Here is a 26799-nt window from a genome sequence, read left to right as displayed (position 1 = left end):
GTCACTCCTTCTTCTTGGACGGGGTGGTGCCGCCGTACGGCAGGACCGCGATCACGAGGGCACCGAGCACCGCGACGGCGGCGCCCGCGACATAGGCGGCGTGATAGCCGTCGAGCACGCCGGACGGGGTGCCGGGCGACCCCGCGGCATGGGCGACCGTCACCAGGGCGGCGACGCCGAGACTGCCGCCGAGCTGCTGGGACGTGACGTTCAGGGCGCCGGCCACGCCGTGCCGGGCCTGCGGGACGTCGGTGAGCGAGGCCGCCGTCAGCGCGGCGAACGCCAGCCCCTGCCCCACGCTCATGACGGCGATCCCGGGCAGGACGTCCGCCCGGTAGCCGCCGCCGAGGGGAGTCCGCGCCCAGAGGACGCCGACGCCGAAGGCGATGAGCAGCAGGCCGCCGACGATCAGGGGACGCTGGCCCACCCGGGCGAGGACGCGGCCCGCCACGTTGGCGGAGACCATGACGATCAGGCCCATCGGCACGATCGCCAGCCCCGACTCCAGCGGCGAGTAGCCCAGCATCCCTTGCAGGTAGAGGGGCGCGAAGAAGAGCAGGCCCAGCACCGGGGTGAAGAACGCCACCGCGGCCAGCGTCGCCCGGCGCACCGGTGTGGAATGGAAGATCGTCAGAGGCAGGAGGGGGTCGGCGGTGCGCCGTTCCCAGAGCAGGAAGCCGATGAGCAGGACGACCGCGACGACGATCGGGGCCCACGTCCGCGCATCGGCCCATCCGTTCGTCGCCGCGTTGCCCACCCCGTACACGGCGGCCACCAGGCCGGAGGTGGCGAGGACCGCGCCCTGCGGGTCCATGCTCTGCCTTTCCCGGGTGCCGGACGGCAGGAGGCTCCGCACCGCCAGCAACACCGCCAGGGCGATCGCGGTGAGGACGGCGAACACCGCGCGCCAGCCGAACGCGTCGGTCAGGACCCCGCCCAGCACCAGGCCGCCGCTGAAGCTGGACGCGCCGACCGAGGTGTAGACGGCCAGGGCCCGGTCGCGGAGCGGACCCTCGGGAAACAGCTGGGTCACCAGGGCGAGCGAGGCCGGGCCGGACAGCGCGGCTCCCAGCCCCTGACCGGCGCGGGCGACGACGAGGACCTCCGCCGTCGGCGCCGCCGCGGCGATCGCCGCGCACACGGTGAAGACGCCGATGCCGAGGGCGAAGACCGGCCGCCGGCCGAGCACGTCCGCCGCCCGGCCGCCGAAGAGCAGGAAGCCGGCGAAGGCCGCCGCGTACAAGGTGATCGTCCATTGCAGCAGGGCGTCGTCCATGTCCAGCTCCCGGCCGATCACCGGCAGGGCGGCGTTCACGACCGCCACGCTGCCGGTGTCGATGGCCAGGCCCGCGGCGAGGACGACCAGGGCCGCCCAGGTGCGCCGGCCGACCCGTTCGCCGTCCCGATGGACGGCGAGGTTGGTGCTCACGTGCACTCCTACGGCGATCGAAGGTCAGTGGTAGCGGCCGAGGACGTCGCGGATCAGGCCGTCGCGGACCAGGAAGGCGTAGGAGAAGCTCTCGCCGCCCCCGCTCCCGGTGGAGAAGTCGTAGTCCACGCGGTAGCGCTCTCCGTCCCACCGGCTTCGGGTGACCTTGTAGCGGCCGCCCGCGTCGAGCACCTCGGGGATGAGGAAGCGGGTCATGATCTCCTCGCGCGAGCGGTAGATCCGGCCGACGCTGTCGAACCGGGCGTTCTCGGCGAACACGGCGGCCACGCCCTTGCGGTCGCCGGCGTTGGCGGCCTCGACGAAGCGCTGGGCGATGCGTTCGGCCGCCGCCCTGTCGGCCGGTGGCGCAGCCGGGCTTCCGCTGGGGTCCGCACGGCCTGGCCGGGCCGTTCCCGAGCAGCCCGTCGCCAACGCCAACACCAATGCCGCCAAGCCGACCTGCCCGCTGAATCGCATGACCCTTCACCTCTGGTTGGACGAGCTTCATGAACCCGGCCCGGCAGGCGCGGGGGCTCCCGCCGGGCCGGGTCGGTAGGGAGCCCTCAGACATCGGGCTCCTCGCGCCTTCAGGAAAACGCGGAGCCGCCCGGCGCGTCCAAGACCTTCTGCCATGCAATAACCGCATAGCTGGCGTCAGCCGGTCGGTCGTCCACCCACGGCGTCGACGCCGTCCCGACCGCAGCGGACACTCGGCTTCGCCGCACGGGTCCGGGACCGCGGCCCATACAGTGAACGCATAGATCAACGGCCGGCCAGGGAGGTTGCGCATGGACGTGAACACCCGCTCCCTGCGCTTCTTCATCGAGCTCGCCGAGCAGTTGAACTTCACCCGCGCCTCCGAGCGGCTCTTCATCTCCCAGCCGGCGCTCAGCCGGCGGATCCGCCGGCTTGAGGAGGATCTGCGCACGCCGCTGTTCGAACGGACGGGCCGGGAGGTGCTGCTGACGGCCGCGGGCGAGGCGTTCCTGCCGCTCGCCCGGCAGCTCATCGCCGACTGGCAGGCGGCACAGCGCTCCGCGCGCCTCGTGGCCGCCGCCAGGTCCCGCATCCTGCGGGTCGGGTTCGAGGCGTCGGGCGCGGGCGCGCTGGCCACCCACGCCTACACCGAGTTCATGCGGCGGCACCCCGGCTCCTCCGTGGAGCCCAAGCGTTTCGAGTGGGGCGGGGAGGTCATGGCGCTGCGCGAGGGACTGGTCGACGTCGCCTTCGTCTGGCTGCCCGCCGACACCACCGGGCTGCACACCGAGGTCGTGGCCACCGAGCGGCGCATGGTCGGCTTGGCGGCGGGGCATCCGCTGGCCGCTCGTGACCGCGTGTCGATCCTGGACCTCGGCGACGAGCCGCTCATGTGGACGCGGCGAGCGCCCAGGGAGTGGGTCGACTGGTGGGCGGTGAACCCGCGCCCGGACGGGCGCGAGCCGGTCTGGGGCCCGGAGAACGACAACGTCGAGGAGATGCTCGAACACGTGGCGTCCGGCGTGGCGATCTGCATCAGCCCGGAGTCGATGGCCCTGCACTACGGCCGACCGGACCTGACCTGGCTTCCCATCGAGGACGTCTCGCCCCTGCGCATCGCGATGTGCTGGCCGGTGGGCACCACGGGCCGGTCCGTGGCCGACTTCGCGGCCGTGGTCAGGCACCTGTCCGAGCGCGCCTAGACCGCGGCGGTCAGGAGGGGACGGGCGGGGGTTCCGGGAGGGGGTCCTCGGGGGTCTCCGGGGCGGTGGGCTCCAGGGCGTGGATCAGTTGGTTGACCCGCTCCAGCACCGGCTCGGGCGGCGGCACGGTGGACGGTTCGCCCAGCCGGGTGACGCGCCGGGCGCAGCACAGTTCGACCCCGGCGGCCGCGGCGTCCAGCTCGGCGATGTCGCGTGCCGCGAGGGCGTCGTCCAAGGCCCGGAGGTACTGGTCCGTGCGGTCCCAGCGGTCGTCGGGCAGGCGCCAGCGCGGGATCTCGTTCAGGAGGTCGAGCAGTTCCTCCCGGACGGACGTCTCAGGCCATCGCTCCACACCAGGGATGCTACGAGGTCACGGGACGCCGAGGAGGACGAATCCGGCCCACGTGTAGGGGTCGCGGTAGACCAGCGGGTGGGAGGCGCGGACCTCCGTCTTGGCCGATCGCAGCGCGTCGGCGGGGCGCGCGCCGGACCGCAGGTGCCGGTGGAAGGCGCGCATCAGCCGGCGGGTGGGGCGGTCCGGTATCGGCCACAGGCTCACCACGAGGGACTGCGCGCCGGCGTAGAACAGCGCCCTGCTCATGCCGACCAGCCCTTCGCCGCGCGTGATGGGGCCGACCGCCGTGTCGCAGGCCGAGCAGACGACGACGTCCGCCGTCAGGTCGAGGCCGAACATCTCGTAGACCCGCAGCGTCGTGTCGCCGGTGAAGGACAGCGCCGAGTAGAGCGGTTCGTGGTCGTCGATGGCGCCGTGGGTGGCCAGATGGACGATCCGGTGCCCGCCGGCCTCGCGGGCGAAGTGCTCCTTGGTCGCGTCCGGCCCGAGCAGGGCGCGGGCGCCACCGCCGTACTCCGCCGCGATCTCGGCGACCTCGCGCGTGCCGGGCAGCGACTCCTCCAGCCCGACCCCGAGGAAGGGCCCGCCCGCGGGACGCCGCGTCCGGCCGGTCAGCTCGCCGAGGACGGTGGCGGACGGCACGTAGGAGAGCACCGCCCGGTCCCCCAGCGGCCCGTCGCGGAACGGCAGCATCTCGAAGGGGAGGTAGGCGAGCGCGCCGCCGGGGACGATGACGACGCGGCGCGCCGCGTCCAGTTCGGGCGCGACCGGCCCGAGCAGCAGCCCGGCCAGTTCCCGGCGGGCGGCCTCCGTCGCCTCGTCGCCGAGGGCGCCCTCGCGGTAGCGGGCCAGGGCCCGGTCGAGGAGCTCCTTGATCCGGTCCTCGCCGCCCCTGATGTGGACGGCGCGCGAGGTCCCGCGCGTGATCGCCCAGACCGCGCAGCCGTAAGGGGCGAGGTGGTAGGCGAGGAGCAGCGTGCCGCCGTCCAGGAGCCGCTGGGTGGCGGGCAGGTCGAGCGGTTCCGGTTCCTTCAGGGCGGCGTAGCCGGGCAGCTCGTCGCGGATGCGGAGCGTCACCCGCTCAAGCCTCTCCTCCACGCGCCGGTACTCGCGCTGCCCGGGGCTCTGCTCGTGCAGGACGGCCAGGCGCGTGCGCAGGTCCTGCTCCTCGGCCAGCAGCGCCTCCTGCGCGGGGTCCTCGGCCCGGATCTCCAGGCGGCGCTCGGAGAGCAGGTCCATGAGCGCGCGGGTGCGGGCGCGTTCGGAGACGTGGAACGCGCGGTCGTGATCCCCCGGGCCGCCGCGGTGCACCAGGAGGGCGACGAGCCCGGTGAACGGCGTCTGGTGCTCGGCGAAGAGGCTCTCGCGCGCCGTCCCGATCCCGGCGCGGGCGCGCAGCGACTCGACGATCTCGACGGCCTCGGCGTAGCGGTCCAGCGCCGCGTCCAGTTCGTCGCGGCCCTCGTGGATGACGCCGAGGTTCACCAGGTCGATCATGGTCGACTCGGACGCCGGGGAGGCCCGCCGCGTGATGTCCAGCGCCCGCCGCGCGGCGGCCAGGGCCTGGTCGAGGTCGCCCTCGGCTCTGGCGATCACGGCGAGGTTGCCGTGGACGACGGCGGCCGAGGGCGAGTCCGGGACGGACTCGGCGTAGATCGACAGCGCCTCCTCGCAGTGCCGCCGGGCCGCGGCCAGGTCCTCGTCGATCAGGAAGCCGCCGAGGTTGCCGAGGTCGCGGGCCGTCTCCAGCGAGCGCGGCGCGGCGGCGCGGTCGATGTCGAGCGCCTCGCGGAACGCGGCGAGCGCGGCCGCGCGGTCCCCGGCGCGGAGCCGCAGGCCGCCGAGCGTGCTCAGCCGGCTCGCCAGCGACGGCGAGCGCGGGACGACCCGCCGGCTGATCTCCACCGCGCGTTCGACGGCGTCCAGCGCCCGGCCGTCCTCGCCGCGCCGCCGGTGGATCGCCGCGATGTTCGCGAGGTCGGTGGCGGTCTCGGTGGAGCCGGGGGCCAGCGCCTCGTCGATGTCGAGCGCGCCGTAGTAGTAGCGCAGGGCCTGGTCGAGGTCTCCGCCGAGCCGGAGCACGTAGCCGACGTTGACGAGTTCGCGGGCGGTCGCCCGCGAGCGGGGGTCCAGCTCGCGCTGCATGACCAGCGCCAGTTCGTAGTGGGTGCGCGCCGCGTCCAGATCGCCGTACTCGACCAGGACCGAGCCGATCAGGCTCAGGTCGGTCGCCGCCGCGCCGGGGTCGGTCTTCCGGTCGACCTCCAGGGCCCGGCGGAACAGGGCGAGCGCCTCGTCCAGCTCCCCCAGCGCGAGGTGCACCGTGCCCGCGTTGCTGAGATAGGACGGATAGGCGTCCGGGACGGGGCTGAGGGCGGACACGATCTCGGCCGCCTTCCGGAACAGCGCGAGCGCCTCGCGCAGTTCTCCGCGCGGTTTGTGCAACGAACCGAGGTTGCTGGTGAACTTCGCCACGTCGGCGCTTCCGGCGTCTATCCCGGTGGCGATGTCGAGTGCTCGCCCGAAGTGCGTCTCGGCCTCGTCCAGCCTGCTCTGCCGCAGCATGAGGTTCCCGAGGACGTCGTGCAGGTACTGGAGGAACGGCAGGAGTTCCGCCCGGTCCTCCTCACGTTCGGCGAGCGCGCGTTCCGCCCAGGGCACCGCCTCCTCGTAGCAGCCGATCGCCTCCAACTCCTGGTGGTCGTCCATCAGCCGCTTGCCGATCCGCGCGTAGGCGACGGCGTTGTTGAGCGGATCCGAGGCGTCGAGTTCCGGTGAGCTCACGCGTCCTCCGGAGTCTTCGGCGGGGTCCACAGCCACGCCTGCTCGGCGAACTCCTTCACCTGGACGTGGACCCTGGTGAACTCGTCCGCGGCGCCCCCGAGGTAGCCGGGTTTGATCACGTAGTCGTACAGGTGGTCGGAGACCAGCACGGCGAGGTCGGCCGCCCGCTCCCCGGCGGCGGCGCGCAGCTCCGGGCTGTCCACCAGGCGGTTGATGCCCACGACCATCGAACCGGAGAATCCCGCCACGCTCGGGCCGATGAGTCCGATGCCCACCGCCATGCGCAACCGGACCCGGTCGTGCTCCGCCCCGTTGTCGGCGGCGAGCCTGCGCGCGGTCGAGGCGAGCAGTTGCGGGAGCGCCGCCGTCGGGTCGGCGGTGCTGGGGAGGAACGCGACGAACCCGTCCCCGGTCCACTGCTTGTCGGCCGTGTCGATCGAGACGCCGCAGTCGAGGAGGACCCCGGCGACGAGGCGGGCCAGGCGCTCCTGCACCCGCTCCTGGGCCGGGACGCCGCGCCGCCCGTACCCCATGACGTCCACGACGAAGCCCATCTGGAGGCTCCTGCGGCCGGACGGCGGCCTGACGGCGCTCGCCGCGGCGGCGTCCTCCGCGAACGGCGGCGCGAACGGCGGCGCGATGCCCTCCGGGGCCGCGCCGAGCCGCCGCAGGTTCCGGTCGCCGCCGAGGACCCGGTCGCATACGGCCAGCTCACGGTCGGTGTAGGCGAGCAGGTAGACGACCTGGAGGCCGGACGCCGCCCGGGTGCGGTGGAAGTCGAGGACCGCGCCGAGCATGGCCCGGACCGTCCGCTCGACGTCGCCGCCGCCCTGCCCCACGCCGAGCAGCGGGAACAGGACGCTCCGCAGGGGCGGGTCGGCGTCCGCGCGTTCGACCTCCGCCAGCGCGTTGGTCACGCACCGGCCGATCTCGCGCACCTGCCGGAACCCGCCGCCGGGCTCGCCCTGGACCGCCGCGACATGGACGACGCGGCGCACCCCGCCGCGCGCCAGCATGCCCGCGCCGGTCATCACGGCGGTCGCGGCGGGCAGCGGGGCGCGCCCGGCCGTCGCGCGCGCCAGCTCATGACCCACCAGGTCCTCGACCACCTGCCCGGTGGCGTCCCGCCGCGCCCCCTCGTAGCGGACGATGCTGGACACCGAGAACTCCTCGACGCGTGCCATCTCCATGCTGGTGTTCTCGGAGTTGACCCAGACCTCGGCGCAGCGCGCCCGCCGGATGTCGCCGCAGACGATGCCGACGTAGCGCTCGCCCGCGCCCGCGGTGAACCTGAAGTAGCGGATCTCGCCGCTGTCGAGCGGCCGCCCCGGACCGGTCCGCCGCCCGCGCCGCAGCCACCAAAGGAGCGCGCAGGCCAGGGCTGGCACGCCGACACCGATCAGGGCCGTGGCCGGGCTCATGCCGTCTCGACGCCGTCCGGCGCGCGGGCCGACACCTCGGCGGTGCGTCCGCCGCGCGGGGTGAGCGGCGGGCACTCCGCCAGCAGGGCCGCGCCGTAGGAGGCGGCCGCGAGCGAGGCGTACCTGCGCCAGGTCCGGTCGGTCCGCGTGTCGCCGTAGTCGCTGACACCGCGGACCACCAGCCATTCCAGCCCGCTGGAGAAGCTCGCGACGCCGATGCCCTTGCCCTCCATCTCGACCGCGCGGAGGGCGTGCTCGGCGGCGAGCCGGTCGCGGGTGGCGGCGTTGCGCAGCGCGCGGTCGGCGCTGCCGACGAAGCCGTAGTGCACCTTCGGGTGGCCGGGCCGGTGCCCGCTGGCGGCCCGGTCGGGGTGCGGCGTCGGGGCCTGCGCGCCGTCCGACATGTACAGGACGTCCGTGGCGTCCGGCGGGCGGTCGAAGCCCTGGAGGACGGCGGCTCCCCGGGCGAGGAGGTCCTCCCACGCCCTGCGTCCGAGCTGCTCCTCGGCCTCCAGGTACCTGGCGCGGCGGACGAGCAGCGGCGACGGCCGGGGGAAGGGCTGCCGGAGCGTCAGGCCGTCGGGCCGGTCGACCACGTGGTCGTAGTCGATGACGCCCCACGTGGAGACGACGATGTCGCCGAGCCTGACGTGCCGGTCCGGGTGCCCGGGGTCCGGCACGCCCGCGGCGATGCCGACCATCAGCACGTAGCCGACCGTCGGGAAGCTCCGCACCAGGTTGGCGCAGGCGTCGGCGGCCGCGTCGTTGGCCGTGTCCCCCATCAGCGTCAGGGCCACCCCGTGCGGACGGTCCGGGTCCGCGCCGGTCATGGTCCCGACGACGTAGTCGGCGCGGTCGCCCGCCACGTTCCGCCGCCGCGCGTCCCGCACGAACGCCCGGACGGCGTTGAACTCCTCCGGCAGCGCGCTGACGATACCGATCGTCGGCTCCTCCACGGCCCTCCTTCGTTTCGCGCGGCCCGGCGCGTTCGCGTCGAGCCGCCAGAGCCCGCGTCCGGCCTCGGACGCGGCGTCCAGGTAGGCGATCTCGTCGTCGAGCCGCTGCCGGAACCAGCGGGCGAGCCGGAGGTCGTCGGCGACGAACCCGGACTCGGCGGTACCCGGCCCCAGGACGGCGGCGGCGTTGTCCAGCGCGATCTCGACCGTCCGGCGCATGGTCTTCGCTTCCGCCACGCGTCCGCTCGCCCTGGCCTGGTCGAGGCCCAGCTCCGCCAGGCGGTCGGCGAGCGCGTCGCCCTGACCGAGGGACCGGGCGAGGGAGAGGGCGTCGGACGCTCCGTCGCGGAGCCGGTCGCAGACGTCCCTGACGTCGGGGAACGTGGCGTGGACCCGCATCTGGTAGCGGCTCTTGGCCATGTGCATGAGGTAGCGGCCGAGGAAGGGCATGTCGTCGGCGGTGCCGCGCGACCAGGTCCAGGCGCTGAGCAGATCGTCCTGGTCGGGCGCGCCGAGCACGCGGATGCGGCGGTCGGCCGTCGGCTGGGCGGCGGGCCCGTACTCCCAGGCGACGATCCCCCCGGGCAGCCGGGCGGGCTGCCTCGACCAGCCCGGCGCCTCCTCGGGCGGGACGCCTTTCCCGGTGGTCTTGCCGAGAGCGAGCAGCGCCGTTCCGATGAACACGTCGGTGGGGCCGAGGACCCGGCCCAGTAACCGTTCGTGATCGGCCCAACCCGGGCCGGGCGTGCCGCCGCGCGGCGCGGCGGACACAAGGACGAGATGGAGGACGTCGTGCTCGCGGCGTAACACCATCTGGAGGTCGTGGCCGCGATGCTCGCGCGCCGCGACGGCGCCGTTCGGAACGCGCTTCAGGGAGGGCGGGACCGTGTCGCGGAGGCCGGTGGAGGGGACCGGCTCCGTCATGCCGAGCACGTCGGCGCACCGCTCCCAGATCCGGCGCAGGGCCGTGAGCGCGGCGGCCGACGCCGGACCGTCCAGGGGCGCGAAGACATGTGCCACGAGCTCCTGCTCCACCACACGAATCCCGCCCATGTCGGCTCCGCTCAGCCACGAGTGGTCTCGACGATGAAGCAATCGTATAAGGACGCGGTCGGGCGGAGCCGTCAGAAGGCCAGGGTGATCTTTCCGGCCAGGCCGCCCCGACGGAAGCGCTCGTGTGCGGCCTGGATCTCGTGGATGCCGAAGGCGGAGTGCACACGCGGCCGCAGCGCGCCCTGGTCGACGAGCCGGGTGAGTTCGTTCAGCCCCGCGCCGTCCTCGCGCACCTGGTTGACCGTCGTCCGGACGCCGCGCGCGGACAGATCCGGAACCGGACCGGCCTGCGTGGCGATCGACGCGTACCGTCCGCCGTCGGCCACCGCCCCGGTCACGAAGGCCCCGAAGGTGTCGAAGACCGCGTCGTAGCCACGGCCCTCAAGAGCGCTTTTGTCGGTGGTGACGAGATCGGCGCCGTGCTCCTGCGCGAAACCGACCTGCGCCTCCCGGGAGACCAGGGCGTCGACCTTGACGCCTCGCGCTCGGGCGATCTGCAGCGCCAGCCCTCCGACCGCGCCCGCCGCACCGGCGATCAGGAGCCGCTCCCCGGCGGACACCGCGAGCCAGTCCAGCGTCTGCGAGGCCGTCAGCCCGGGAAGCGGCAGCGTGGCGGCCTCGTTCAGGCTGACCGCCCCCGGCGCGGCCGCCACCGACCGCGCCGGAAGCGCGACCAGGTCGGCCCAGGTGCCCCGGGCGGAGCCGAGCTGGTGCGACATCGCGATGACGCGGTCCCCGGCGCGCAGGCCGCTGCCGCCGCCCTCGACCACGATCCCGGCCAGGTCCCAGCCGAGCGTCGTCGGAAGCGGCGGAGTCCCGTCCCCGATGGCGCCCTCCCGCGTCTTGTCGTCCACGGGGTTGATGCTGGACGCGATGGTCCGGATCAGCACGTCCTCCGAACCCGGTTCGGGCTCCGGAACCTCCACAAGACGGAGGACGTCGGGGGTGCCGAACCGGTCGATCTGTATAGCGCGCACGGAGAGCCCTTCACTAACTGCCGCTGACCAGCGCACTAACGCCCCCGCCGAGGCCGGGATTCCCGCGCCGCGTCCGCCGGGGCGGACGTTCAGTCCCACAGCCCGGTTCGCGCCAGCGCCTCGGCGGGCGTGTCGGCATAAAGGAGGCCCGGCACCACGTCACCGGCGGCGTCCACGATCCGCCAGCCGCCGAGTTGCACCACGGGCACGCCGCCCCGGCGCTTCGCGAGCGCGAGTTCCGAGAGGGTCCCCCAGGACCCGCCGATGACGATCACCGCGTCGCCGCTGTTCACGATGACGCTGTTGCGGGCCTCGCCGATCCCGGTCGCGATGGCGATGGTGAGGTCGGGACCGGCGCCCTCCCGGTCGGCGCGCGACAGCACCCCGACGACCGTCCCACCGGCGGCCGCCGCACCGGCCGCGACCTCGGCCATCACACCGGTGTAGCCGCCGCAGATCACCACCGCGCCCCGTCCGGCGAGCAGCCGTCCGACCTCGCGGGCGTGCCCGCGGTCGTCAGCGGTGCAGTCGCGGGGCCCGCACACCGACACCTGGATCGCCACTGGACCACCCCCACCCGTCCTTACCCATCCGAAAGGAACGGCAAGACGATCGCGGACGCGCCACCGATATGGCCGCCCAAAGATGAAACGCGAAACACACACACTCAACGCGAAGTATTCAAGCCCGACAAACGCACCCGCCGCCACAGGCGGTCATCCGCCTCCGGTCTCCCCCTGGTCCCCTCCTGGTTCTGCAACGGCCCGCCCGCCGGCCGCACCTTCTACACCCGCACCCCCTGGGCAACGCCCTGACCCCTCCCCCATAACCCCCCACCCGTCCAGCGGGGGCGCGTCGGTTGGGTTGGGCCGGGTGGGCTGCTGTTGGCCTGGGTGAACACGGGGTTCGGGTCGGAGATTTCGTGGTGGGGCGGCTGTCAGATCTTGGGTCGGGCCTGTACGGGGGTGTTCGGCGTACAGGCTGACAACAGTGATCATCTTGTGGACACGTGAGTGATCCGTGACGTTTGTCCCCGGCGGGCCCCGCTCCTCCCCACGCCCGCCACCAGGAGGGACGATGAAACTATCCTCATGTGCCGCCGCCCTTGCGGCGACCGCGCTGATCGGGTCTCTGGGCGTGGCGCCCGGGACCGCGGCGCGGGCGGCCGGGGGCACGGCCCTGCCGGGCGTGGACATGGCGGCCACCGTGAAGGCGGCCCAGATCGATCCGCGGCGCGCCGACAGCACATTGACGCCGGGGGCCAAGGCCAGCGTGCTGCTGGTCGAGGAGGCCCTGCGCGACCGGAACCTGCTGGACGCCAAATGGGTGGACGGCTATTTCGGCACCACGACGATCACCGCGTTCGCCGATTACCAGAAGTCTCTCGGCTACAGCGGTATCGACGCCTCGGGGCTGCCCGGGAAGACCTCGCTCGCCAAGCTCGGAACCGGGCGTTTCACGGTCAACCACATCATCGGCCCGGGGACCCGCGTTTCCGTTGGGGACGCCGTTATCAATACCCGGACGCAGAGCATGCTGGCCGAGGCGGAAAGGCTGCTCGGCCGGGATCTCGCGCTGGACCAGGGTTCCTACAACCCGGGCGGGGACCCGACGTCCGCCGGCACCTATGACGGCGGCGGCGTCGTCGACATCTCGGTCGAGGGAATGAGCGCCGCCACCCGCACCTATGTCTCCCGCACCCTGCGCCGCGTCGGATTCGCGGCGTGGGTGCGCAGCCCCGAGCAGGGCGACTGGCCGTGGCACATCCACGCCGTCGCCATCAGCGACACCGACCTCGCCGCACAGGCACAGCACCAGGTCGGTGACTACTACCTCGGCATGAACGGGCTCGCGAACCGCGGCCCGGACGACGGGCCGAGGCTGACGATCCGCACCTGGGAGGAATACCGGCTCGGCTGACCCATCCGTACCCCAAGCCCCACGGACAAGGAGAACAGCATGAGAACGCTCAAGAGGATCCTCACCGCGACCACCGCCGCGATCGCGTTCGGCGGGACGGCGGTCGCCTTCACCTCCGCCGCCTCGGCGTCCGCGCGTGACGGCGTGTGCGACGCCGGCGAGTTCTGTTACTACTACAACAGCAACAACGAGGGTTCGGTCTCGGACTTCACCGGATCCGTCGCCGACTACGGCACCACGCAACCCTCCTGCTACGACTTCAAGGGCCCCGGGGCGGGCCAGGGGCTGTGCATCAAGAACGCCGCCGCCTCGGTGTGGAACCGGAGTGGTCAGACCGTCCGGGTGCATTACAACAGCGACTACGGCGGCGCCTCCCAGGACTTCGCGGCGGGCGCCAAGGGCAACCTGAGCTCCGCCCTGAAGAACCAGAACGCCTCGCACCAGTTCAACCCGTCGACGCGGACGAACATGTCCTATGGGCTCTACGAGCTGAGCGGCGGCTCGATCACCTGCGGCTTCGACGGCTACACCAGCACCCCCGGACGGCACGAGGGCATCGACATCGCCCGCGGCATCGGGTCGGACGTGCACGCGCTGGTGTCCGGCGAGGTCATCTACATCGCGCGCGGCGCCAATGGCGGTTCGGGGCTCTCCACGATCTCCGTCTACAACTCCTCGCTGAACAAGACGGTCATCTACCTGCACTCCGCGCCGCGGTCCGCGCTGGCCGTGGGGCAGCAGGTCGGCCGCGGCCAGGTCATCGCCGACGAGGCGTGGCGCGGCATCTCCTCCAGCTCGGGCGCGCACACCCACGTCGAGATGCGGCTCGGCCGCCAGACCCACGCCGCCAAGAGCGTCAACGACTACACGCTCGACAACCCGAACCCGACCTCGTTCTGGAATTCCCAGGGCTACAACGTCCACTAGGGCGCCGGGACAGCGGAGGACGGCAACTGTGTCGAAACGAACCATGTGGCTCGTGGCGGCCGCCGCGATGGCGCTCGGCGGGACGGTCTCCATTCCGGGGGCGTCCGCTTCGGCGGCGGGCCGTGACGGCGTGTGCGACGACGGCGAGTTCTGCTACTACTTCAACAGCGACAACCAGGGATCGGTCTCGGACTTCACCGGGTCCGTCGCCGACTACGGCACCACACAACCCACCTGCTACGACTTCAAGGGGCCGGGCGCGGGCCAGGGGCAGTGCGTCAAGAACGCCGCCGCCTCGGTCTGGAACCGCACCGGAAAGATCGTCCGCGTCTACTACAACAGCGACTACGACGGCAATTCCCAGGACTTCGCGGCGGGCGCCAAGGGCAACCTGAACTCCGCCCTGAAGAACCAGAACGCCTCGCACCAACTCTTCGACTCCGCGCCGCCGACCGGGTGCAAGACCGACGGCTCGAACAGCGAACTGCCCTCGACGATCCTCGTCTACCGGGTGTCGCTGAACCGTGTCGAGCGGGTGGCGTTCAAGACCTACGTCCAGAACGTCCTGCCCAACGAATGGGTGACGAGTTGGCCGGCCGAGTCCCTCAAGGCGGGGGCGATGGCGGTCAAGAGCTACGGCTGGTACTGGGCGCTGCACTCGACGCGCAAGACGTCGGGCGGCCAGTGCTTCGACGTCTACGACACCACGTCGAGCCAGGTGTACAAGCCGGGCTCGGCGAAAGCCTCGACGAACGCCGCGGTGGACGCGACATGGGGCACCAGAATGACCCGTGACGGAAAGATCCTCCAAGCCCACTACTGCTCGACGACCACGGCGTGCGGCGGCTGGGTGACCGGGGACTGGATGTCGCAGTACGGCTCGCGTGACAAGGCCAACGCGGGCTCAAGCTACTCCAGCATCCTCAAGGCGTACTACAGCAGGATCGCCCTGTCCTGAGATCCGCAACCCGCCCGGCCCTGGCTCCCCGGCCCGTCCCCCCGGACGGGGAGCCAGGGCTCCTTCTTCGACGATGACCTGGAAGTTGACGGGCCTGTTCCCGGGAAAGGCGACCTTTCCGCCGGCGTCCACCAGCTTGAACCGCACATAGCACAGGCCGGGCTTTCTCGGCGTGGTGATGTCGGTCCGGATGTCGACCTCTTTGCCCGGACGGGTGTCGTCGATCGGGACATCGGAAATGGTCTGGCACTGATCGGCCTGTTGCGGGAGGTCGAGGCGGTGGAGGGAGTACCCCTCCCAGGGGACCGTTCCAGCGTTCTTGAGCCGCCAAATCTTGGTGACGGTCTTTCCCGGGGCGACTCGCGCGCAGTCGGGCAGTGTCACGTCCGCGATGAAGACGGCCGCGTCGCCGTTGTGCGCGGGCGGTGCCGGCGCCGGATTGGACACGTGCACCGGGCAGTCGGCCGGGGTGAGCGCGGCTTTGGACAGGGTTCCGGGCGGTTCGCCCCCGTCCTCGTCGGGCCCGGAGGCGCGGTGGCCGGAGATCGCGATGGCGACCGCCGCGCCCACGCCGACGACCGCCACCGCGAGCACGATCACGACCGGCCTCCGCCGCCGGCCTGCCGGGGCGGGCCGAGGCGGTGGGACGATGCCCAGGATCTCGGCGGGCGGGGGCGGCACGGCCGCGCTCACCGTCCGGGAAAGCCCGGGTCCGAGGGCGATGTGGACGGCGGGACGTTTCGCGACGTCCGTCGTGAGGGTCGCCCGCTCGTCCGGCGGACGCTCGTCGGGGGCGTCCGCCGCGGGCTCGTCCTCGGCGTCCGCCGTCTTCGGCCTGGTGCTCACCGACCTGACCGTCGAGTTCGCCTCCTCCCAGCGTGCACGGTAGGTGGCCGGGTCCGCGCCGCACGCCTTGACGAACTCGACGGTCGTGCCCCAACTCGGGAGCCGGTTACCCTTCGTGGCCTCGTGCAGGGTTGTGTGTGAGATCGCCCCTGATCGTCCCGACATCTCCCGGAACGGTGGGTTGTCTACCGATTGACGAAGTTCTCGAAGGATCGCCGCGAAGTCCGCGATGGCCGCCGCCTGCGCACGCATGTCGCCCACCGGCTGAAGCTAACAGCGCACCCGGGCTTCGCTCAAGATCCAATTCGCATCGGGAAGCGAAGCCAGGGTCCGGATACGAGTTTGTTAGATCTAGACCATCTGGAAGCAAGATCGTCGTCACAAATATCGCGGCCGGCGGCGACCCGCGGGACGCGTTGGGCACGCGCCCGCCGTCCTTGAAATTTCACGCTTCCAAAGTACGGCGATGGCTTTGGCCGAGATCACCGAGTTTGCGTGCGCGCGAGGTATTGCGACGGGGTTCACCGGCGCTTGATCAGGCGTTCGACCGCTCGCCCGGTCCGGTGGAAGGGGGCCGGAGATGCGAGCGGGCCGCATTCCTCCCTTTGTCAGATGTTGCTGATCGGCGTCTTGGGGATATGCCCTTGATTCGCGTCATCGTTTGGGCTTCACGCCCCTGCTTCACTCGGACGGAGCCCCTGTCGGCATGGCCACATGTTCCAGGTGGTCGGCCGGCTCGCGCGGCCGGGACAGCATCGCCATGTGGCTGCCGGGAATCTCGTCGGGGGTGATGCCGAGCCGTTCCCTCGCATGGCGGCGCACGAAGTCGGGGGTGAAGAAGCGGTCGTCGCGGCAGAGCAGGTACCGCGTCGGGACGTCCGGCCAGGCGGGCGGCGGCCACGGTTCGCGCCCCGCGCGGGCCATGTCCATCCCCGCGGACAGCGCGGCGTCATGGTCCAGCACGCGCCGGGCCAGGTCCGGGGGACGTCGTGCAGGTAGAGCCCGGTGCCCACTGTTCGCGGAACGGTCAGCCAGTGGATATCGACAGAGCGTGGCGGAAGATGTCGTGCGGATCCCAGCGGCGCTTCACCTGCCGGAGGCGCGAGTAGCCGTCGCCGTAGTAGAGCGCGTGCCAGGGGGTGGCCGACGTGTTCTGCTCGGGGTCGGCCAGATCCGTGTCCGGATAGTTGATGAACGCGCCCTCGTCGTCCGCTCCGGCCGGCACGCCACCACCGCCGGCGTAGATGTCCCGGTAGAACTCGCGGATCCACCCGAGGTGCCTGGCGTCCTCGGACGGGTCGTCCCAGCCGACGAGGAAACCCGCCAGGAAGGTCGAGTCGCGGTGCGCCATCGCGGTCGCGCTCGGGGAGACGGTGCTGACCCGGCCGCCATAGGTGTTGATGAACAGATGCCCGTAGGGATGCCCGTAGTCGGTCCGGGTCAGATGGTGGTGGGCGACGGCCATCTGCTCGTCGGTGAAGCGGCGGCGCCGGAACCCCGACTTCATCTTGACGCGGTGGAAGGGCCCGGGGCCGCCGCCGAATCCCTTGGTGGCGGCGAGGAGCCACGGAAGGGTGGCGACCTGCCGCGCCGGTCGGGCGGCGACGCCCCGGCCGAGCGCCTTCAGAAGGTCGTCCAGCAGAGGTCGCGCGCCTTTGTCGGTGGCCACCTGACCGGACAGCGTGATGGTCTCGGTCGGCCAGCTGGTGAGGGTGAACTCGCCGTAGAGGGCGGCGGCGGGTGAGCCCGCGGCGGAGTTGCGCTCCGTCCATTCTCCGTAGTTGCGCAGGAGCCGCACGAATGTGTCCCGATCCAGTTCGTCCCAGGACCAGTCGAGCGAGAAGTCCAGGACGGTGGAGGGCGGCCGGGGCAGTGGTTCGGCGGGGTCGCCGCCCGGCGAACGGAACCAGTAGCGGGTGATGATCCCGAAGTTTCCGCCACCGCTTCCGGTGTGCGCCCACCACAGGTCGCGGTTCGGGTCCGACGCTTCTCGGGTGGCCACGACGCTTGCGGCCCTGCCGTCCCTTCCCACGACGACGACTTCCACGGCATAGAGGTGGTCGACGGTCAGGCCGTGCACCCGGCACAGCGCTCCATAGCCTCCGCCGCAGATGTGGCCGCCCACTCCCACGTCCGCGCTGGTGCCTCCGGGAATGGTGACGCCCCATTCCAGAAACAGCCGCTGGTACACCTCGCCGAGCGTGGCGCCCGCCTCGACCATGAAAGCGTTGCGGCGCCGGTCGTACCGGACGTCCGTCATGGTGGACATGTCGACGAGCATGCGGACGGCGGGGTCGTCGACCAGGTTCTCGAAACAGTGGCCGCCGCTGCGAACGGCGATGCGCCGACCCGATCGCACGGCTTCGTCGACGGCCAGAATGACGTCCTGCGTGGAGCCGACCACGCGGATCTGGTCCGGCCTGCATTCGAACCGCCGGTTGTAGCCACGGAACACCAGCGAGTCGTAGCGGGGATCGCCGGGGCCGACCGTGACCGGTGTTCGCTTTCGGGAGAGGGACGAACCGGCGGCGGGACGGGCCGCTCCGGCGATGGGAATGGTCGCCGCGGTCAGGGCGGCGCCGCGCAGAACTGTTCGCCGAGATGGCGTGTTGTCGTTGGTCACCCCGTCAGGCTCGCCCGCCCGGCGCGGCCGTCGCATCGGCCGATGTGTTCTCCCGGATCGGCGGAAAGAGGACCGGTTCACCGCGTCGGTGTACGACTTTCCGCCGATGCCCGCCACATGGCGGAGAGGGATCAGGGCGCGAACGCCTGGGCGACGGCGAGGCTGTCCTCGTAGACGTGGTGCCGCGTGACCAGGCCGTCCTCGATTGTGAGGTGCAGGGCGAAACGGGCGCGGTAGGCGCGTCCGGTGGAACGGGCCGTCTGCCGGATCTCGCCGAGCACCACCGCGTCGGCACCGTCCACCAGAACGCGTTCCACCTCGGTGGCGACATCCTCGGGGACGTGATGCTCGGCGATCTCCCTGAAATGGGCGGCGGCATCGGCACGGGTGGCCCGGTGCCGGATCCAGGGTGTGGCGGCACGGCCGTGTTCGGCCTCGGGCCAGTCCAGCTTCCAGTCGCTGTGCTCGGCGTACATCGCGGCGATTCGCTCGGGATCGCCTTCACCGATCCGCCGCAGCAGTTCCTCGACCGCGGCGCGCGTGCCTGTGTCGGACATGGTCGGCCTCCCTCGGGTTGGACGAGGCCAACCTTGGCAGCGCGACTCACTCGGAGGCGATTACCTCCGACGTAACCACCGTGATGACCCATGGACGCCGGGGCCCTTCAGATGGACGGTCGCCGAAGTGCCAGTGGTCAGGATTCGGCCTCCAAATGCGCCAACTCCCGTTCCAGTTCCTCCTGCCGCTCGCGCAGGTCGGCCAGTTCGCCTCTGATCTCGCGGGTGCGGAGCAGTCGTCGCAGCGGCGTCCCCTCGTCGAAGGGCGTGGCGACGGTGACGAACTGCGCATTGACGTCGACACGGCTCGTCAGCAAAGCACGGGCGAGTTCCGAGAAGGCCCACCGGTGGGCGTAGGGGGTGTATCGCGTGAGCCCCGCCGCGTTCAGCGCGCCCTCGTCGCGGACCTTGGAGGCGAAGGCGAATCTCTCCACCAGCCGTGCCCGCATCCGCACGAGGTTGTCGACCGACTTCGCCGCGCCGGCGCAGGCGTCGAACAGCGCTATCTTCCTTTCGAGTTCGGCGGTGTAGGCCGCGACCTCCTCGGGGTCGGGCTCCAGTTCGGCGGCCGCCGCCCACGACGGATGCTCGTGCAGCCTGCGGTGCAGGCTCCAGTCGATCTCCCCGTCCACGACGCGCTTCTCGTAGTGCCGAAACCTGCCGTCCTCATGGCGCCTGTCGCAGGTGTAGTGCGCCTCGATCCGCCGGCGGCCCATTCCGCGTTCCGGCGAGGCGACCAGCGGACCGCCGCAGTCACCGCACCGGACGTCGGGCGCCAGCCGCAGCCGGGGCGGATGCGCCCGGTCGAACGCCTCCATCGCGGAAAGGGTGGCCCGGTAGTCGTCGGCCCGGGTGCCGTAGGTGGCGGCCCAGGCGTCGTCATCTCCGGCTATCACGGGCGCGACCAGGCCGAGCGCGATCCATTGGTTCGCCCCGCTGTGCGGCCACAGTGCCAGCGGTTTCAAGCCGTCGCCCAATGCGTGGAATCCGTGCTCGGGGTCGGACGGGCAGGCGTAGGAGACCTCAAGAGAGCGTGGATCGAAGCTGATGGCGGCCTCGGCGTCGCAGTCGTCGCAGGGGACGAGCGCCACTCGGGGTTCAGCCGGTCCGGTAAACGCCCGCCGCTTTCCGATCGCCCGATCCCAGCCGTTCACGATGTCGCTCGCGCGTTCGTCGATCGCGTCGGCGCGGCTCGTCCGCCGCTCCACCTCGCGCCGGGCCAGTTCCGCTTCGCGCGCCTGCTCGCGCCGCCTCTCCAGGATCGGAACCAGCTTCTCGAACTGCTCCGCCTGGGCGCGGGAGAGTTCCTCGACCAGCGCACCGCCGCAGGTGCGGCAGGGACGGACCTCTCCGCGTGCGCGCAGTTCCCGCGCGGTCATGGTCTCCTCGGCCGGGGTGCGCTTGCCCACCTGCCTGCATTGGGGCGCGTGGGTGACCCCGCTCGTGCTGATACGGACCGTGACGCTGAGTCCCGTCAGCGCGCTCCCTATCTCGTCCAGGCTCAGCAGGGGCGATGAGAGCAGTTCCATCGTCAGCGGTTTCGCCATCGGAGATGTTCACCTCGCAATGCCTCGGCGAAGCGGCGTGTCTATTGAACGGCGGGATCCGTCGCGTGCCGGACGAGCCGCGCGAGTCCCGTCTCGATGGCCTCGACCGCGCTCTCGCTTCCGGCTCCGAGCCCGTGCCGGTCGGCGAGCCACCGGGCCTCGTTGTAGGTCAGCCACACCTTGCCGTCGGCGTCCTCCCAGGCCAGGGCCTTCACCGGAAGGTCGATGCCGCTGGTCTGCCGGTCCCGCATCAACGGGGTCCCGCCGCGGGGGTTGCCGAAGATGAGGAGTTCGGTCGGCCGCAGCTCGAACCCGGCGCGGGCGGCGTTGCCCGCGTGGTCGATCCGGGCGAAGACCAGCAGGTCGGCGCCGGTGGCCGCGGCCTGAAGGCGGTCGATCGTCGCGCCGACGCCCCAGGCGCTGGCGACGGTGACCATTCCTTGATCGCCCATACCGTTCCCTCCTTCCGCGCCGGCCCATCTTCGCGTACGGGTGCGCGATGGACGGACGACCGGCCCGTCCGGATGGTTCCGCCGCCGAGCGATGAGTTCTCGGGCCGCGGCCGGTCTCAGGTGGTGGACGTCGTGAACGGGTGAAGGGGAGACCATGAAGAGCGATGTGTGGCCGATGGTGCACGCCGAGCGCGCGGCGCTCATCGACGATCTCGCGGGGCTGGCGGACGAGCAGTGGCGGATGCCCTCCCTCTGCGGTGAGTGGACGGTGCACGAGGTCGCCGCGCACCTGGTCGACACGGCGCTGACGACGCGCCTCGGTTTCGTGGTCGCGCTCGCCAGGGCGCGGTTCGATTTCGACCGGCAGAACGCGCGGGGTGTGGAGCGCGAGCTGGGCGCGACACCGCGGGTGACACTGGAGCGGTTGCGCCGGGTCGCCGCGCGCACCTCGGCCCCTCCGGCGCCCCTCGACACCCGGCTCGTCGAGGAGGTCGTGCACGGGGAGGACATCCGGCGGCCGCTGGGCCTGGCCCGCGAGTATCCGCGGGAGGCCGTGGTCAGGGCGCTCCGGTTGCAGGCGCGGACGTCCGCGTCCCTCGGCGGCGCCAGGGAGACGGCGTCGCGCGTCCGGCTGACGGCCACGGACGCCGGGGTGTCGATCGGTGACGGACCCGAGGTGAGCGGACCCGCGCTCGCGCTGCTGCTGGTCATCTCCGGGCGGCGGACGGCGCTGGAGGAGCTGGACGGGCCCGGGGTGGCCGCGCTGACGTCCGCCGCCTGAGGATGTCTCGGGCACGCAGAATGGGGACATGGACGAGCTGACGCCGATACGGACGGTCTCCGACTGGTTCGGGGTGCCCATCTCGACGTTGCACTACTGGGAACGGCGCGGGCTGCTGGAGCCGCGCCGGCGCTCCGGGCAGCGCTGCTTCGACCCCGAGCAGGTGTACCGGGTGGCGCTGATCAAGCTGTGGCGGGAGACCGGGCTGATGTCCATCGAGGAGATCGGCGTGCTGCTGCGCCGGGCCGAGGCCGGCCCGAGGTGGCGGGAGACCGTACACGACCGCATCGCCGCGCTGGAGGAGCACATCGCCCGGTTGGACGCGGCGCGCGACTACCTCCGCTACCTCCTCACCTGCCGGCACGAGGGCGCCCCTGAGGGCTGCCCGCTGTTCCGGGAGTCCGTTCCCGTGCCCTTCTGAGAGGTCGGTGGGAGCGGGGCATGACCAGGGTCGCGGCCAGCGCGGCGGCGGCCACGCAACCGGCGGAGACGAGGAACGCGACGGTGTGACCGTGCGCGAGCGCGTGCGGGGCGTCCGCGCCACCGCGCCCGGGATGCGCGGCGGCCCAGTTCCCCGCCGCCGACGCCGAGACCGTGCTGATCACAGCGAGCCCGATCGCCCCGCTGGTCTGCCGGACGGTGTTCAGCACACCCGCGGCGAGCCCGTTCCGGGACGGCGGGACGCCGCTGGTCGCCACCACCGTGATCGGCGTGAACGCGGCACCCGTCCCGAAACCGAAGACGCACCCGGACACCACCACCGTGAGCACGTACGAGCCGTCCACGCCGAGGAAGAAGGCCACCCCGGCGAACCCGGCCGCGCCGATCAGGCAGCAGGTCACGACGGCGCGGCGCGGCCCGAGCAGGACCGTCAGCGGGCCCGCGGCCCGCGCCCCGGCGAACATCGCGACACCGACCGGAAGGTAACCGAGCCCGGACCGCAGCGGTGTCCAACCGTGCACGTCCTGGAGGTACAGCGACAGCAGGATCGGGCTGGCGAAGAAGCCCAGGCCGTGCAGGAGCATCACCAGGTTTCCGCTGCTCACGGCCCGCGAGCGGAAGATGCCCAGCGCCAGCAGGGGCTCCCGCGACCAGCGCGCCTGGTGCAGCAGGAACACCCCGAGGAGGGCGAGACCGCCCGTTAGCGCTCCCGTGACCTCAAGGCTCGTCCAGCCCGCGACGGCGGCGTGCGTCACCGCGTACACCACGCCGGTCAGCCCGGCGGTGGCCAGCGCGGCGCCCACCACGTCCAACCGGGGGCGGCGGCCCGGGGCGTCGCGGCGCGGCAGTCCTCGCGCGGCGCCGATCAGGGCGAGGGCCCCGAGCGGGACCACCACGAAGAACACCCATCGCCAGCCCGCCCACCCGGTCAGGGCGCCCCCGACCAGGGGGCCGGACGCGGCGCCGACCGCCCCGACCGCACTCCACGTGCCGAGCACCCGCGCCCGCCGCACCGGATCGGTGAACGTCGTGGTGAGCAGCGACAGCGTCACCGGCGCGAGCAGGGCTCCACCGAGACCCTGCACCGCCCGCGCGGCCAGCAGCGTTACCGGCGTTACCGCGAGCCCGCCGAGCAGGCTCGCGCCGGTGAACACCGACATGCCGGTGAGCAGCATCGCGCGGTGCCCGAACACGTCCGCGCACCGTCCGCCGAGCAGCAGGAACCCCGCGAACGCGAGCGTGTAGGCGTTGACGACCCAGGGCAGCGCGGCGGTCGAGAACGCGAGCGAACCACGGATGTCGGGCAGCGCCACCGACACGATCGTGGCGTCCAGGATGACGACGAACGACCCCGCGCAGGCCAGCGCCATCACCAGCCGCTCGTGCCGCCGGACGCGCTCATCCCGCCGCGGCGCCGCGGCGGGCCGCCCCCGCACCGGCGGCCTCATGCGGGCTCCTCGTCGCGCTCGCCCGGCCGGGCGGAGACGCGGCGCTCCAGCACCGGGCTCGCGTAGCGCGCGTCCGGCACGTCGAACAGGCCGTCGATGGCGGGGCGGGCGGCGGCATAGGACGCGACGAGCCCGGCGACCTGCTTCTCGCCCGCGGGAAGGAAGGCGGCGGCAAGCAGACTCCGCACCCGCACGGTCACGTCGCGGTACACCGCGCTCTCCTCGGTTGCCGCGGTAGGCCGCGCCTCATCGGGCGAGCACGCGCGCCCCTCACCTGCTACTGCCACGTCGCTTTCCGCGCGCCGTGTGCCTGCGTCCCCCGGGTTCTCGTCGCGCGTGGTCACGCGGTCACCTCCGCCGCCGGTTCGGTGGCCGCCGCGTGCAGGGGGGTGCGCCGGTGCCAGGCGGTGTGCCGCTGGAAGGCGTCGCCGACCCGGAGGATCGCGGCCTCGCCCGCCACCGGGCCCGCGATCTGCATCGACAGGGGCAGCCCGGACGCGGTGAACCCCATCGGCACCGCGAGCACGGGATTGGCGAGCGGGTTCCAGTACGGCGTGTGGATCTTCCCGAAAGCGCCCGCGTCGTCCTGGTGGCCCGCCTCGTCGGCCAGGGCGTCGAACGGGGGCGCGCCGATCGACGCGGTGGGGCAGACGATCACGTCGACGTCCGCGAACAGCGCGTCGACGGCCTGCTGCGCCACCTGCCGGACGCGCTGCGCCTGGACGTACTCCGCGCCCGACACCAGCGCGCCCATGGCGAGCAGCCCGCGCGCGGCGGCGGTGTAGTCGTCCCAGCGGCGGGACAGGTCGGCGCGGTGGTAGGCCAGGCCCTCGCTGGTCGCGGTGACGAAGGTCGCGGTGACCATCTCCCGCCGGTAGGGCAGGCCGACCTCCACCGGGACCGCGCCCAGCCCGGCCAGGACGGACACGGCCTCCTCGAACGCGCCGGGCACCGCCGGGTCGCCGTCCGCCGGGAAATGGTGCTCGCGCACGACACCGACCCGCATTCCGGACAGGTCTCCCTCGAAGCGAGGTTCGGTGAAGGAGGCCGTCCCGGCGATGACGCCCAGTACCGCCGAGCAGTCGCGGGCGCTGCGGGCCAGGGGGCCGACGCGGTCGAGGCTGTATCCGAGCGGCACGCACCCTTCGACCGGGACGCGGCCGAACGTCGGCATCAGCCCCGTCACCCCGCAGAAGGCGGCGGGCATGCGGATGCTTCCGCCGGTGTCGCCGCCGAGCCCGGCGAGGAACATCCCCGCCGCGACCCCGCTGCCGGAACCCGAGCTGGAGCCCCCGGCCCAGGACCCGTGCCGCCAGGGGTTGCGCGGGACCGGGAAGGGTTCGTCCGGCTCCGGGAGCCCGCACCCGAACTCCATCGCGGTCGTCTTCCCGGTGAGCACGGCGCCGGCCGCGCGCAGCCGGGCCACGACCGGCGCGTCCCGTCCGGCGCCCCAGGCCGGGTCGAGGACGAGGCTCTGCGCGGTGGTCGGGCCGTCGGCCACCGCGATCGTGTCCTTGACGCCGACGGGGACGCCGTGCAGCGGCCCCCGGTCGACTCCGCGCGCCAGTTCCTCGTCCGCGCGCCGGGCCGCCGCGAGCGCCTGCTCGTCGAACCGCGCCAGATACACCCCGAGCACCGCGTCGGACCGGTCCGCCGCGGCGATCGCCGCCTCGGTCAGCCCGACGCTGGTCGCCGTGCCGTCCCGCAGCGCCTCCGCGGCCTCGGTCAGGGTCAACGCCTCGATCACGTTCCACCTCCGTCACTCCGCCCCTGTCGGGCGGCAGGCAGAACGCAACCTTCGTAACTCAACCCGGGTTGAGTGCAACCGGGTGTGAGTGACGTCTCCCCTCGGCGGGACGGTCCCGGGGCGTCCGGCAAGGACGCCCCGGGACCGTGACTTCAGGGTGTCAGCGCAGGCCGTAGGCGCGGGTTACGGTCTGCTGGACCGCGTTCCCGGAGCCGTCGGCGGCCTTGAACCTCAGGGCCGCGTAGCCGTTGCCGGTGGCGGGATGGGCGATCCCGGCCGTCCAGCGGTCGGTGCCGGCCGGGGTCAGCGGCGCGGCGGTCCAGGTCGCGCCGTCGTTGAAGGAGACCTCAAGCGACACCGAGGTCACGGCGGTTCCGCCCTCGGGACGCTCGACGGCGACCGCCAGCGGGAACGTGGTGCCGTACGGCGCGCGGCCGTTGGCGTCGAAGCCACCGGTGATCCGCGGCTGGAGCAGGCCGCGCAGGTGCTCGAACGGGTCCTCGGGCCGTTCGGTGGACGTGAAGCTCCAGCTCGTCTTGATGCCCGTGGCGTATCTGGACCAGGGGACCTGGCGGGTCGCGGAAAGGTCGAGCCGGTACTGCGCGCTGTCGGCGGGCACCGTCCAGTCTCCGGCGAGGGGGTTGGTGCTGGTCTCGCCGAACTTCTGCCCATTGCGGAAAAGGGTGAGCGTGCCGGTGGTGCCCTGCGAATTGTTGCCGGCGGAGTTCTCGTAGCCGAGCTGCCCGGTGTCGGCGAGCATCGGACGGGCGAGAAGCAGCCCCTGGCCGTGCCCGACCTTCATGGTCGGGCCGAAGGCCGCCTTGTTCCATGTCGCGGAAGAGGTGGTCCCGGCGGTGTAGGAGCGGAACCCGGTCTGTTGCTCCACCACCTGGACGCCGTTCAAGTAGTAGAAGTACAGCCCCTTCCATTTCACGCCGTTCGCGGTGTAGTAGACGCGCTGGGCACTGGGCGCGCCGGCCGGGTGCTGGAGTCCGGGTGCCGCGCCGATCCCGTTGAAATCGGCGTAGTCGATATGCGGGCCAGGGGTCACCGATGGCACCCCTTGCGTGCTGTAGGTGGTGTTCACCAGGGCGAGGCTTTCCGGCGTCGCGGTGAAGGTCAGCGTGGACGGAATATGACCGGCCGTCGGGAACGCCAGGTTGTAGACGCGTGGGGACGGAAGGGTCGTCAGCGGTTCCGACTGACTTTCCGCATACAGGAAATGGTAGGGGCGGGTGGTATTGGCCGACGGCCATGCGCGCAGGCTGAGCCCTGGATAGCCGCTGATGATCGTGACGAGTTCCTGGCCCGCGATCGTCTGGACGAGTTGGGCGTGGTTGACGACGCGCGCGGCGGTCGCGGACGGGCTGACCGCCTTGACCTCCGCCGCCGTCCGCGCGTCCAGCAGGAGGTCGACGTCCGCGTGCACCTGGAGCGTGGGGTCGCCGTACAGCGCCAGGTCGGTGGGCGCCTCGCGGGGCCCGGTGAGCACGATGCCCGTCAGGCTGTAGTCGCCGTCCGGGACGCTTCCGATGAGCGTGTCACCGGCCTCGACCAGCGCGAACTCCGCGCCGGTCGTCACGTCGACCAGGCTCGCGAGCGGTGCGACCGGGTTTCCGTCGACGTTGACGCCGCGCAGGGTGACCGTGTGGTCGGCGGCCTTGGGCTTCGGTTTGGCTTTGATCTTGCTGTGGCCGAGGGTGAACAGGGGCCCTGAGGAGCCGGGGAGCGGTGGCCGGGCGGCCGCGCCGGGCTCCGCCCGGGTGGCCGGGGTCGCCGGGGACGCCGTCGCCGCCTGCGGGACGACGAGCAGCGCCGCGAGCGCGGCCCCGATGGTCAGGGTAGTTCTCCAACGCCTCACCTGGTTTCCCTTCTGTGCGATGACAGGAGGTCGAGGA

General features: G+C 72.3%; 24 protein-coding genes. 6 read left to right on the top strand and 18 right to left on the bottom strand.

Translation table 11 applies throughout. From position 1 onward, the window contains the following. Position 1 precedes the first annotated feature (1 nt). Positions 2 to 1429 carry an MFS transporter gene (locus KLI87_RS06700; protein WP_214616217.1) on the bottom strand — a complete coding sequence of 476 codons (1428 nt, stop codon included), beginning with the start codon at positions 1427 to 1429 and terminating at the stop codon, positions 2 to 4. A 24-nt stretch (positions 1430 to 1453) separates the two neighbouring features. Next, entirely contained in the window at positions 1454 to 1906 is a 453-nt protein-coding gene (locus tag KLI87_RS06695; protein ID WP_214616216.1) for a nuclear transport factor 2 family protein, read from the bottom strand. Between the two features lie 311 nt (positions 1907 to 2217). Here KLI87_RS06695 and KLI87_RS06690 point away from each other — a divergent pair, with 311 nt between their 5' ends. Further along, positions 2218 to 3108 (top strand): LysR family transcriptional regulator, encoded by an 891-nt coding sequence (locus tag KLI87_RS06690; RefSeq protein ID WP_156214371.1) that lies wholly within the window; start codon positions 2218 to 2220, stop codon positions 3106 to 3108. 10 nt (positions 3109 to 3118) lie between these two features. Here KLI87_RS06690 and KLI87_RS06685 read toward each other — a convergent pair whose 3' ends face one another. From KLI87_RS06685 to KLI87_RS06660, 6 genes are all read right to left on the bottom strand, one after another. Beyond that, complete coding sequence (locus tag KLI87_RS06685; RefSeq protein WP_214616215.1) at positions 3119 to 3460, bottom strand: CATRA system-associated protein; 342 nt, start codon at positions 3458 to 3460, stop codon at positions 3119 to 3121. A gap of 18 nt (positions 3461 to 3478) precedes the next feature. Beyond that, positions 3479 to 6247, bottom strand: a complete 2769-nt coding sequence (locus KLI87_RS06680) for a tetratricopeptide repeat protein (protein WP_214616214.1) — start codon at positions 6245 to 6247, stop codon at positions 3479 to 3481. Continuing rightward, positions 6244 to 7668, bottom strand: coding sequence for a macro domain-containing protein (locus KLI87_RS06675; protein ID WP_214616213.1), 1425 nt, complete (start codon positions 7666 to 7668; stop codon positions 6244 to 6246). Before KLI87_RS06675 ends, KLI87_RS06680 begins: the two co-directional genes overlap by 4 nt. Continuing rightward, positions 7665 to 9677: a CATRA conflict system CASPASE/TPR repeat-associated protein gene (locus KLI87_RS06670; protein ID WP_214616212.1), complete on the bottom strand. Its 2013-nt coding sequence runs from the start codon at positions 9675 to 9677 to the stop codon at positions 7665 to 7667. Before KLI87_RS06670 ends, KLI87_RS06675 begins: the two co-directional genes overlap by 4 nt. Before the next feature lie 71 nt (positions 9678 to 9748). Beyond that, positions 9749 to 10654: an NADP-dependent oxidoreductase gene (locus KLI87_RS06665; protein ID WP_214616211.1), complete on the bottom strand. Its 906-nt coding sequence runs from the start codon at positions 10652 to 10654 to the stop codon at positions 9749 to 9751. An 89-nt stretch (positions 10655 to 10743) separates the two neighbouring features. Continuing rightward, entirely contained in the window at positions 10744 to 11217 is a 474-nt protein-coding gene (locus KLI87_RS06660; protein WP_214616210.1) for an LOG family protein, read from the bottom strand. A gap of 631 nt (positions 11218 to 11848) precedes the next feature. Between KLI87_RS06660 and KLI87_RS06655 the strand changes: the two genes are divergently transcribed. The 3 genes from KLI87_RS06655 to KLI87_RS06645 are packed head-to-tail and all read left to right on the top strand — an operon-like array spanning position 11849 to position 14459. Beyond that, positions 11849 to 12574, top strand: coding sequence for a peptidoglycan-binding protein (locus tag KLI87_RS06655; RefSeq protein ID WP_250903491.1), 726 nt, complete (start codon positions 11849 to 11851; stop codon positions 12572 to 12574). Positions 12575 to 12613: 39 nt separating this feature from the next. Then, positions 12614 to 13501, top strand: coding sequence for a peptidase inhibitor family I36 protein (locus KLI87_RS06650; RefSeq protein WP_156214377.1), 888 nt, complete (start codon positions 12614 to 12616; stop codon positions 13499 to 13501). A 28-nt stretch (positions 13502 to 13529) separates the two neighbouring features. Beyond that, positions 13530 to 14459, top strand: coding sequence for a SpoIID/LytB domain-containing protein (locus tag KLI87_RS06645; RefSeq protein ID WP_173390613.1), 930 nt, complete (start codon positions 13530 to 13532; stop codon positions 14457 to 14459). Here the strand turns inward: KLI87_RS06645 and KLI87_RS06640 are convergent. From KLI87_RS06640 to KLI87_RS06615, 6 genes are all read right to left on the bottom strand, one after another. Next, complete coding sequence (locus tag KLI87_RS06640; protein ID WP_156214378.1) at positions 14406 to 15470, bottom strand: NBR1-Ig-like domain-containing protein; 1065 nt, start codon at positions 15468 to 15470, stop codon at positions 14406 to 14408. The genes KLI87_RS06645 and KLI87_RS06640 overlap by 54 nt on opposite strands. Before the next feature lie 516 nt (positions 15471 to 15986). Then, the gene (locus KLI87_RS06635; RefSeq protein WP_214616208.1) at positions 15987 to 16268 is read right to left on the bottom strand and encodes an alpha/beta fold hydrolase; all 282 of its coding nucleotides are present in this window, start codon (positions 16266 to 16268) and stop codon (positions 15987 to 15989) included. 64 nt (positions 16269 to 16332) lie between these two features. After that, positions 16333 to 17928 (bottom strand): FAD-binding oxidoreductase, encoded by a 1596-nt coding sequence (locus tag KLI87_RS06630; protein ID WP_214616207.1) that lies wholly within the window; start codon positions 17926 to 17928, stop codon positions 16333 to 16335. A 131-nt stretch (positions 17929 to 18059) separates the two neighbouring features. Continuing rightward, positions 18060 to 18485: a nuclear transport factor 2 family protein gene (locus KLI87_RS06625; RefSeq protein ID WP_214616206.1), complete on the bottom strand. Its 426-nt coding sequence runs from the start codon at positions 18483 to 18485 to the stop codon at positions 18060 to 18062. 137 nt (positions 18486 to 18622) lie between these two features. Continuing rightward, on the bottom strand, positions 18623 to 20032 hold the full coding sequence (locus KLI87_RS06620; protein WP_214616205.1) for a hypothetical protein: 1410 nt from the start codon (positions 20030 to 20032) through the stop codon (positions 18623 to 18625). A 41-nt stretch (positions 20033 to 20073) separates the two neighbouring features. Beyond that, entirely contained in the window at positions 20074 to 20484 is a 411-nt protein-coding gene (locus KLI87_RS06615) for a DUF302 domain-containing protein (RefSeq protein ID WP_156214382.1), read from the bottom strand. A gap of 154 nt (positions 20485 to 20638) precedes the next feature. Between KLI87_RS06615 and KLI87_RS06610 the strand changes: the two genes are divergently transcribed. Together KLI87_RS06610 and KLI87_RS06605 are read left to right on the top strand one after the other, a co-directional pair. Next, complete coding sequence (locus tag KLI87_RS06610; protein WP_214616204.1) at positions 20639 to 21265, top strand: maleylpyruvate isomerase family mycothiol-dependent enzyme; 627 nt, start codon at positions 20639 to 20641, stop codon at positions 21263 to 21265. Positions 21266 to 21293: 28 nt separating this feature from the next. Further along, complete coding sequence (locus KLI87_RS06605; RefSeq protein ID WP_214616203.1) at positions 21294 to 21686, top strand: MerR family transcriptional regulator; 393 nt, start codon at positions 21294 to 21296, stop codon at positions 21684 to 21686. Here the strand turns inward: KLI87_RS06605 and KLI87_RS06600 are convergent. From KLI87_RS06600 to KLI87_RS06585, 4 genes are all read right to left on the bottom strand, one after another. Continuing rightward, a complete protein-coding gene (locus KLI87_RS06600) occupies positions 21616 to 23154 on the bottom strand; it encodes an MFS transporter (RefSeq protein ID WP_214616202.1) in 1539 nt (512 codons plus the stop codon). The genes KLI87_RS06605 and KLI87_RS06600 overlap by 71 nt on opposite strands. Further along, positions 23151 to 23366 (bottom strand): hypothetical protein, encoded by a 216-nt coding sequence (locus KLI87_RS06595; RefSeq protein ID WP_214616201.1) that lies wholly within the window; start codon positions 23364 to 23366, stop codon positions 23151 to 23153. The genes KLI87_RS06600 and KLI87_RS06595 overlap by 4 nt, the downstream gene beginning before the upstream one ends. 128 nt (positions 23367 to 23494) lie before the next feature. Then, positions 23495 to 24901, bottom strand: a complete 1407-nt coding sequence (locus tag KLI87_RS06590; RefSeq protein WP_308165880.1) for an amidase — start codon at positions 24899 to 24901, stop codon at positions 23495 to 23497. A 160-nt stretch (positions 24902 to 25061) separates the two neighbouring features. Continuing rightward, complete coding sequence (locus KLI87_RS06585; protein ID WP_214616200.1) at positions 25062 to 26762, bottom strand: hypothetical protein; 1701 nt, start codon at positions 26760 to 26762, stop codon at positions 25062 to 25064. Between the last annotated feature and the right edge of the window lie 37 nt (positions 26763 to 26799).

The sequence above is a fragment of the Actinomadura sp. NEAU-AAG7 genome (genome assembly GCF_018603865.1).
Taxonomy (GTDB): Bacteria; Actinomycetota; Actinomycetes; order Streptosporangiales; family Streptosporangiaceae; genus Spirillospora; species Spirillospora litoris.
Note: the sequence above shows the minus strand (reverse complement) of the source record. Positions and strands in the feature narration are given on the sequence as shown.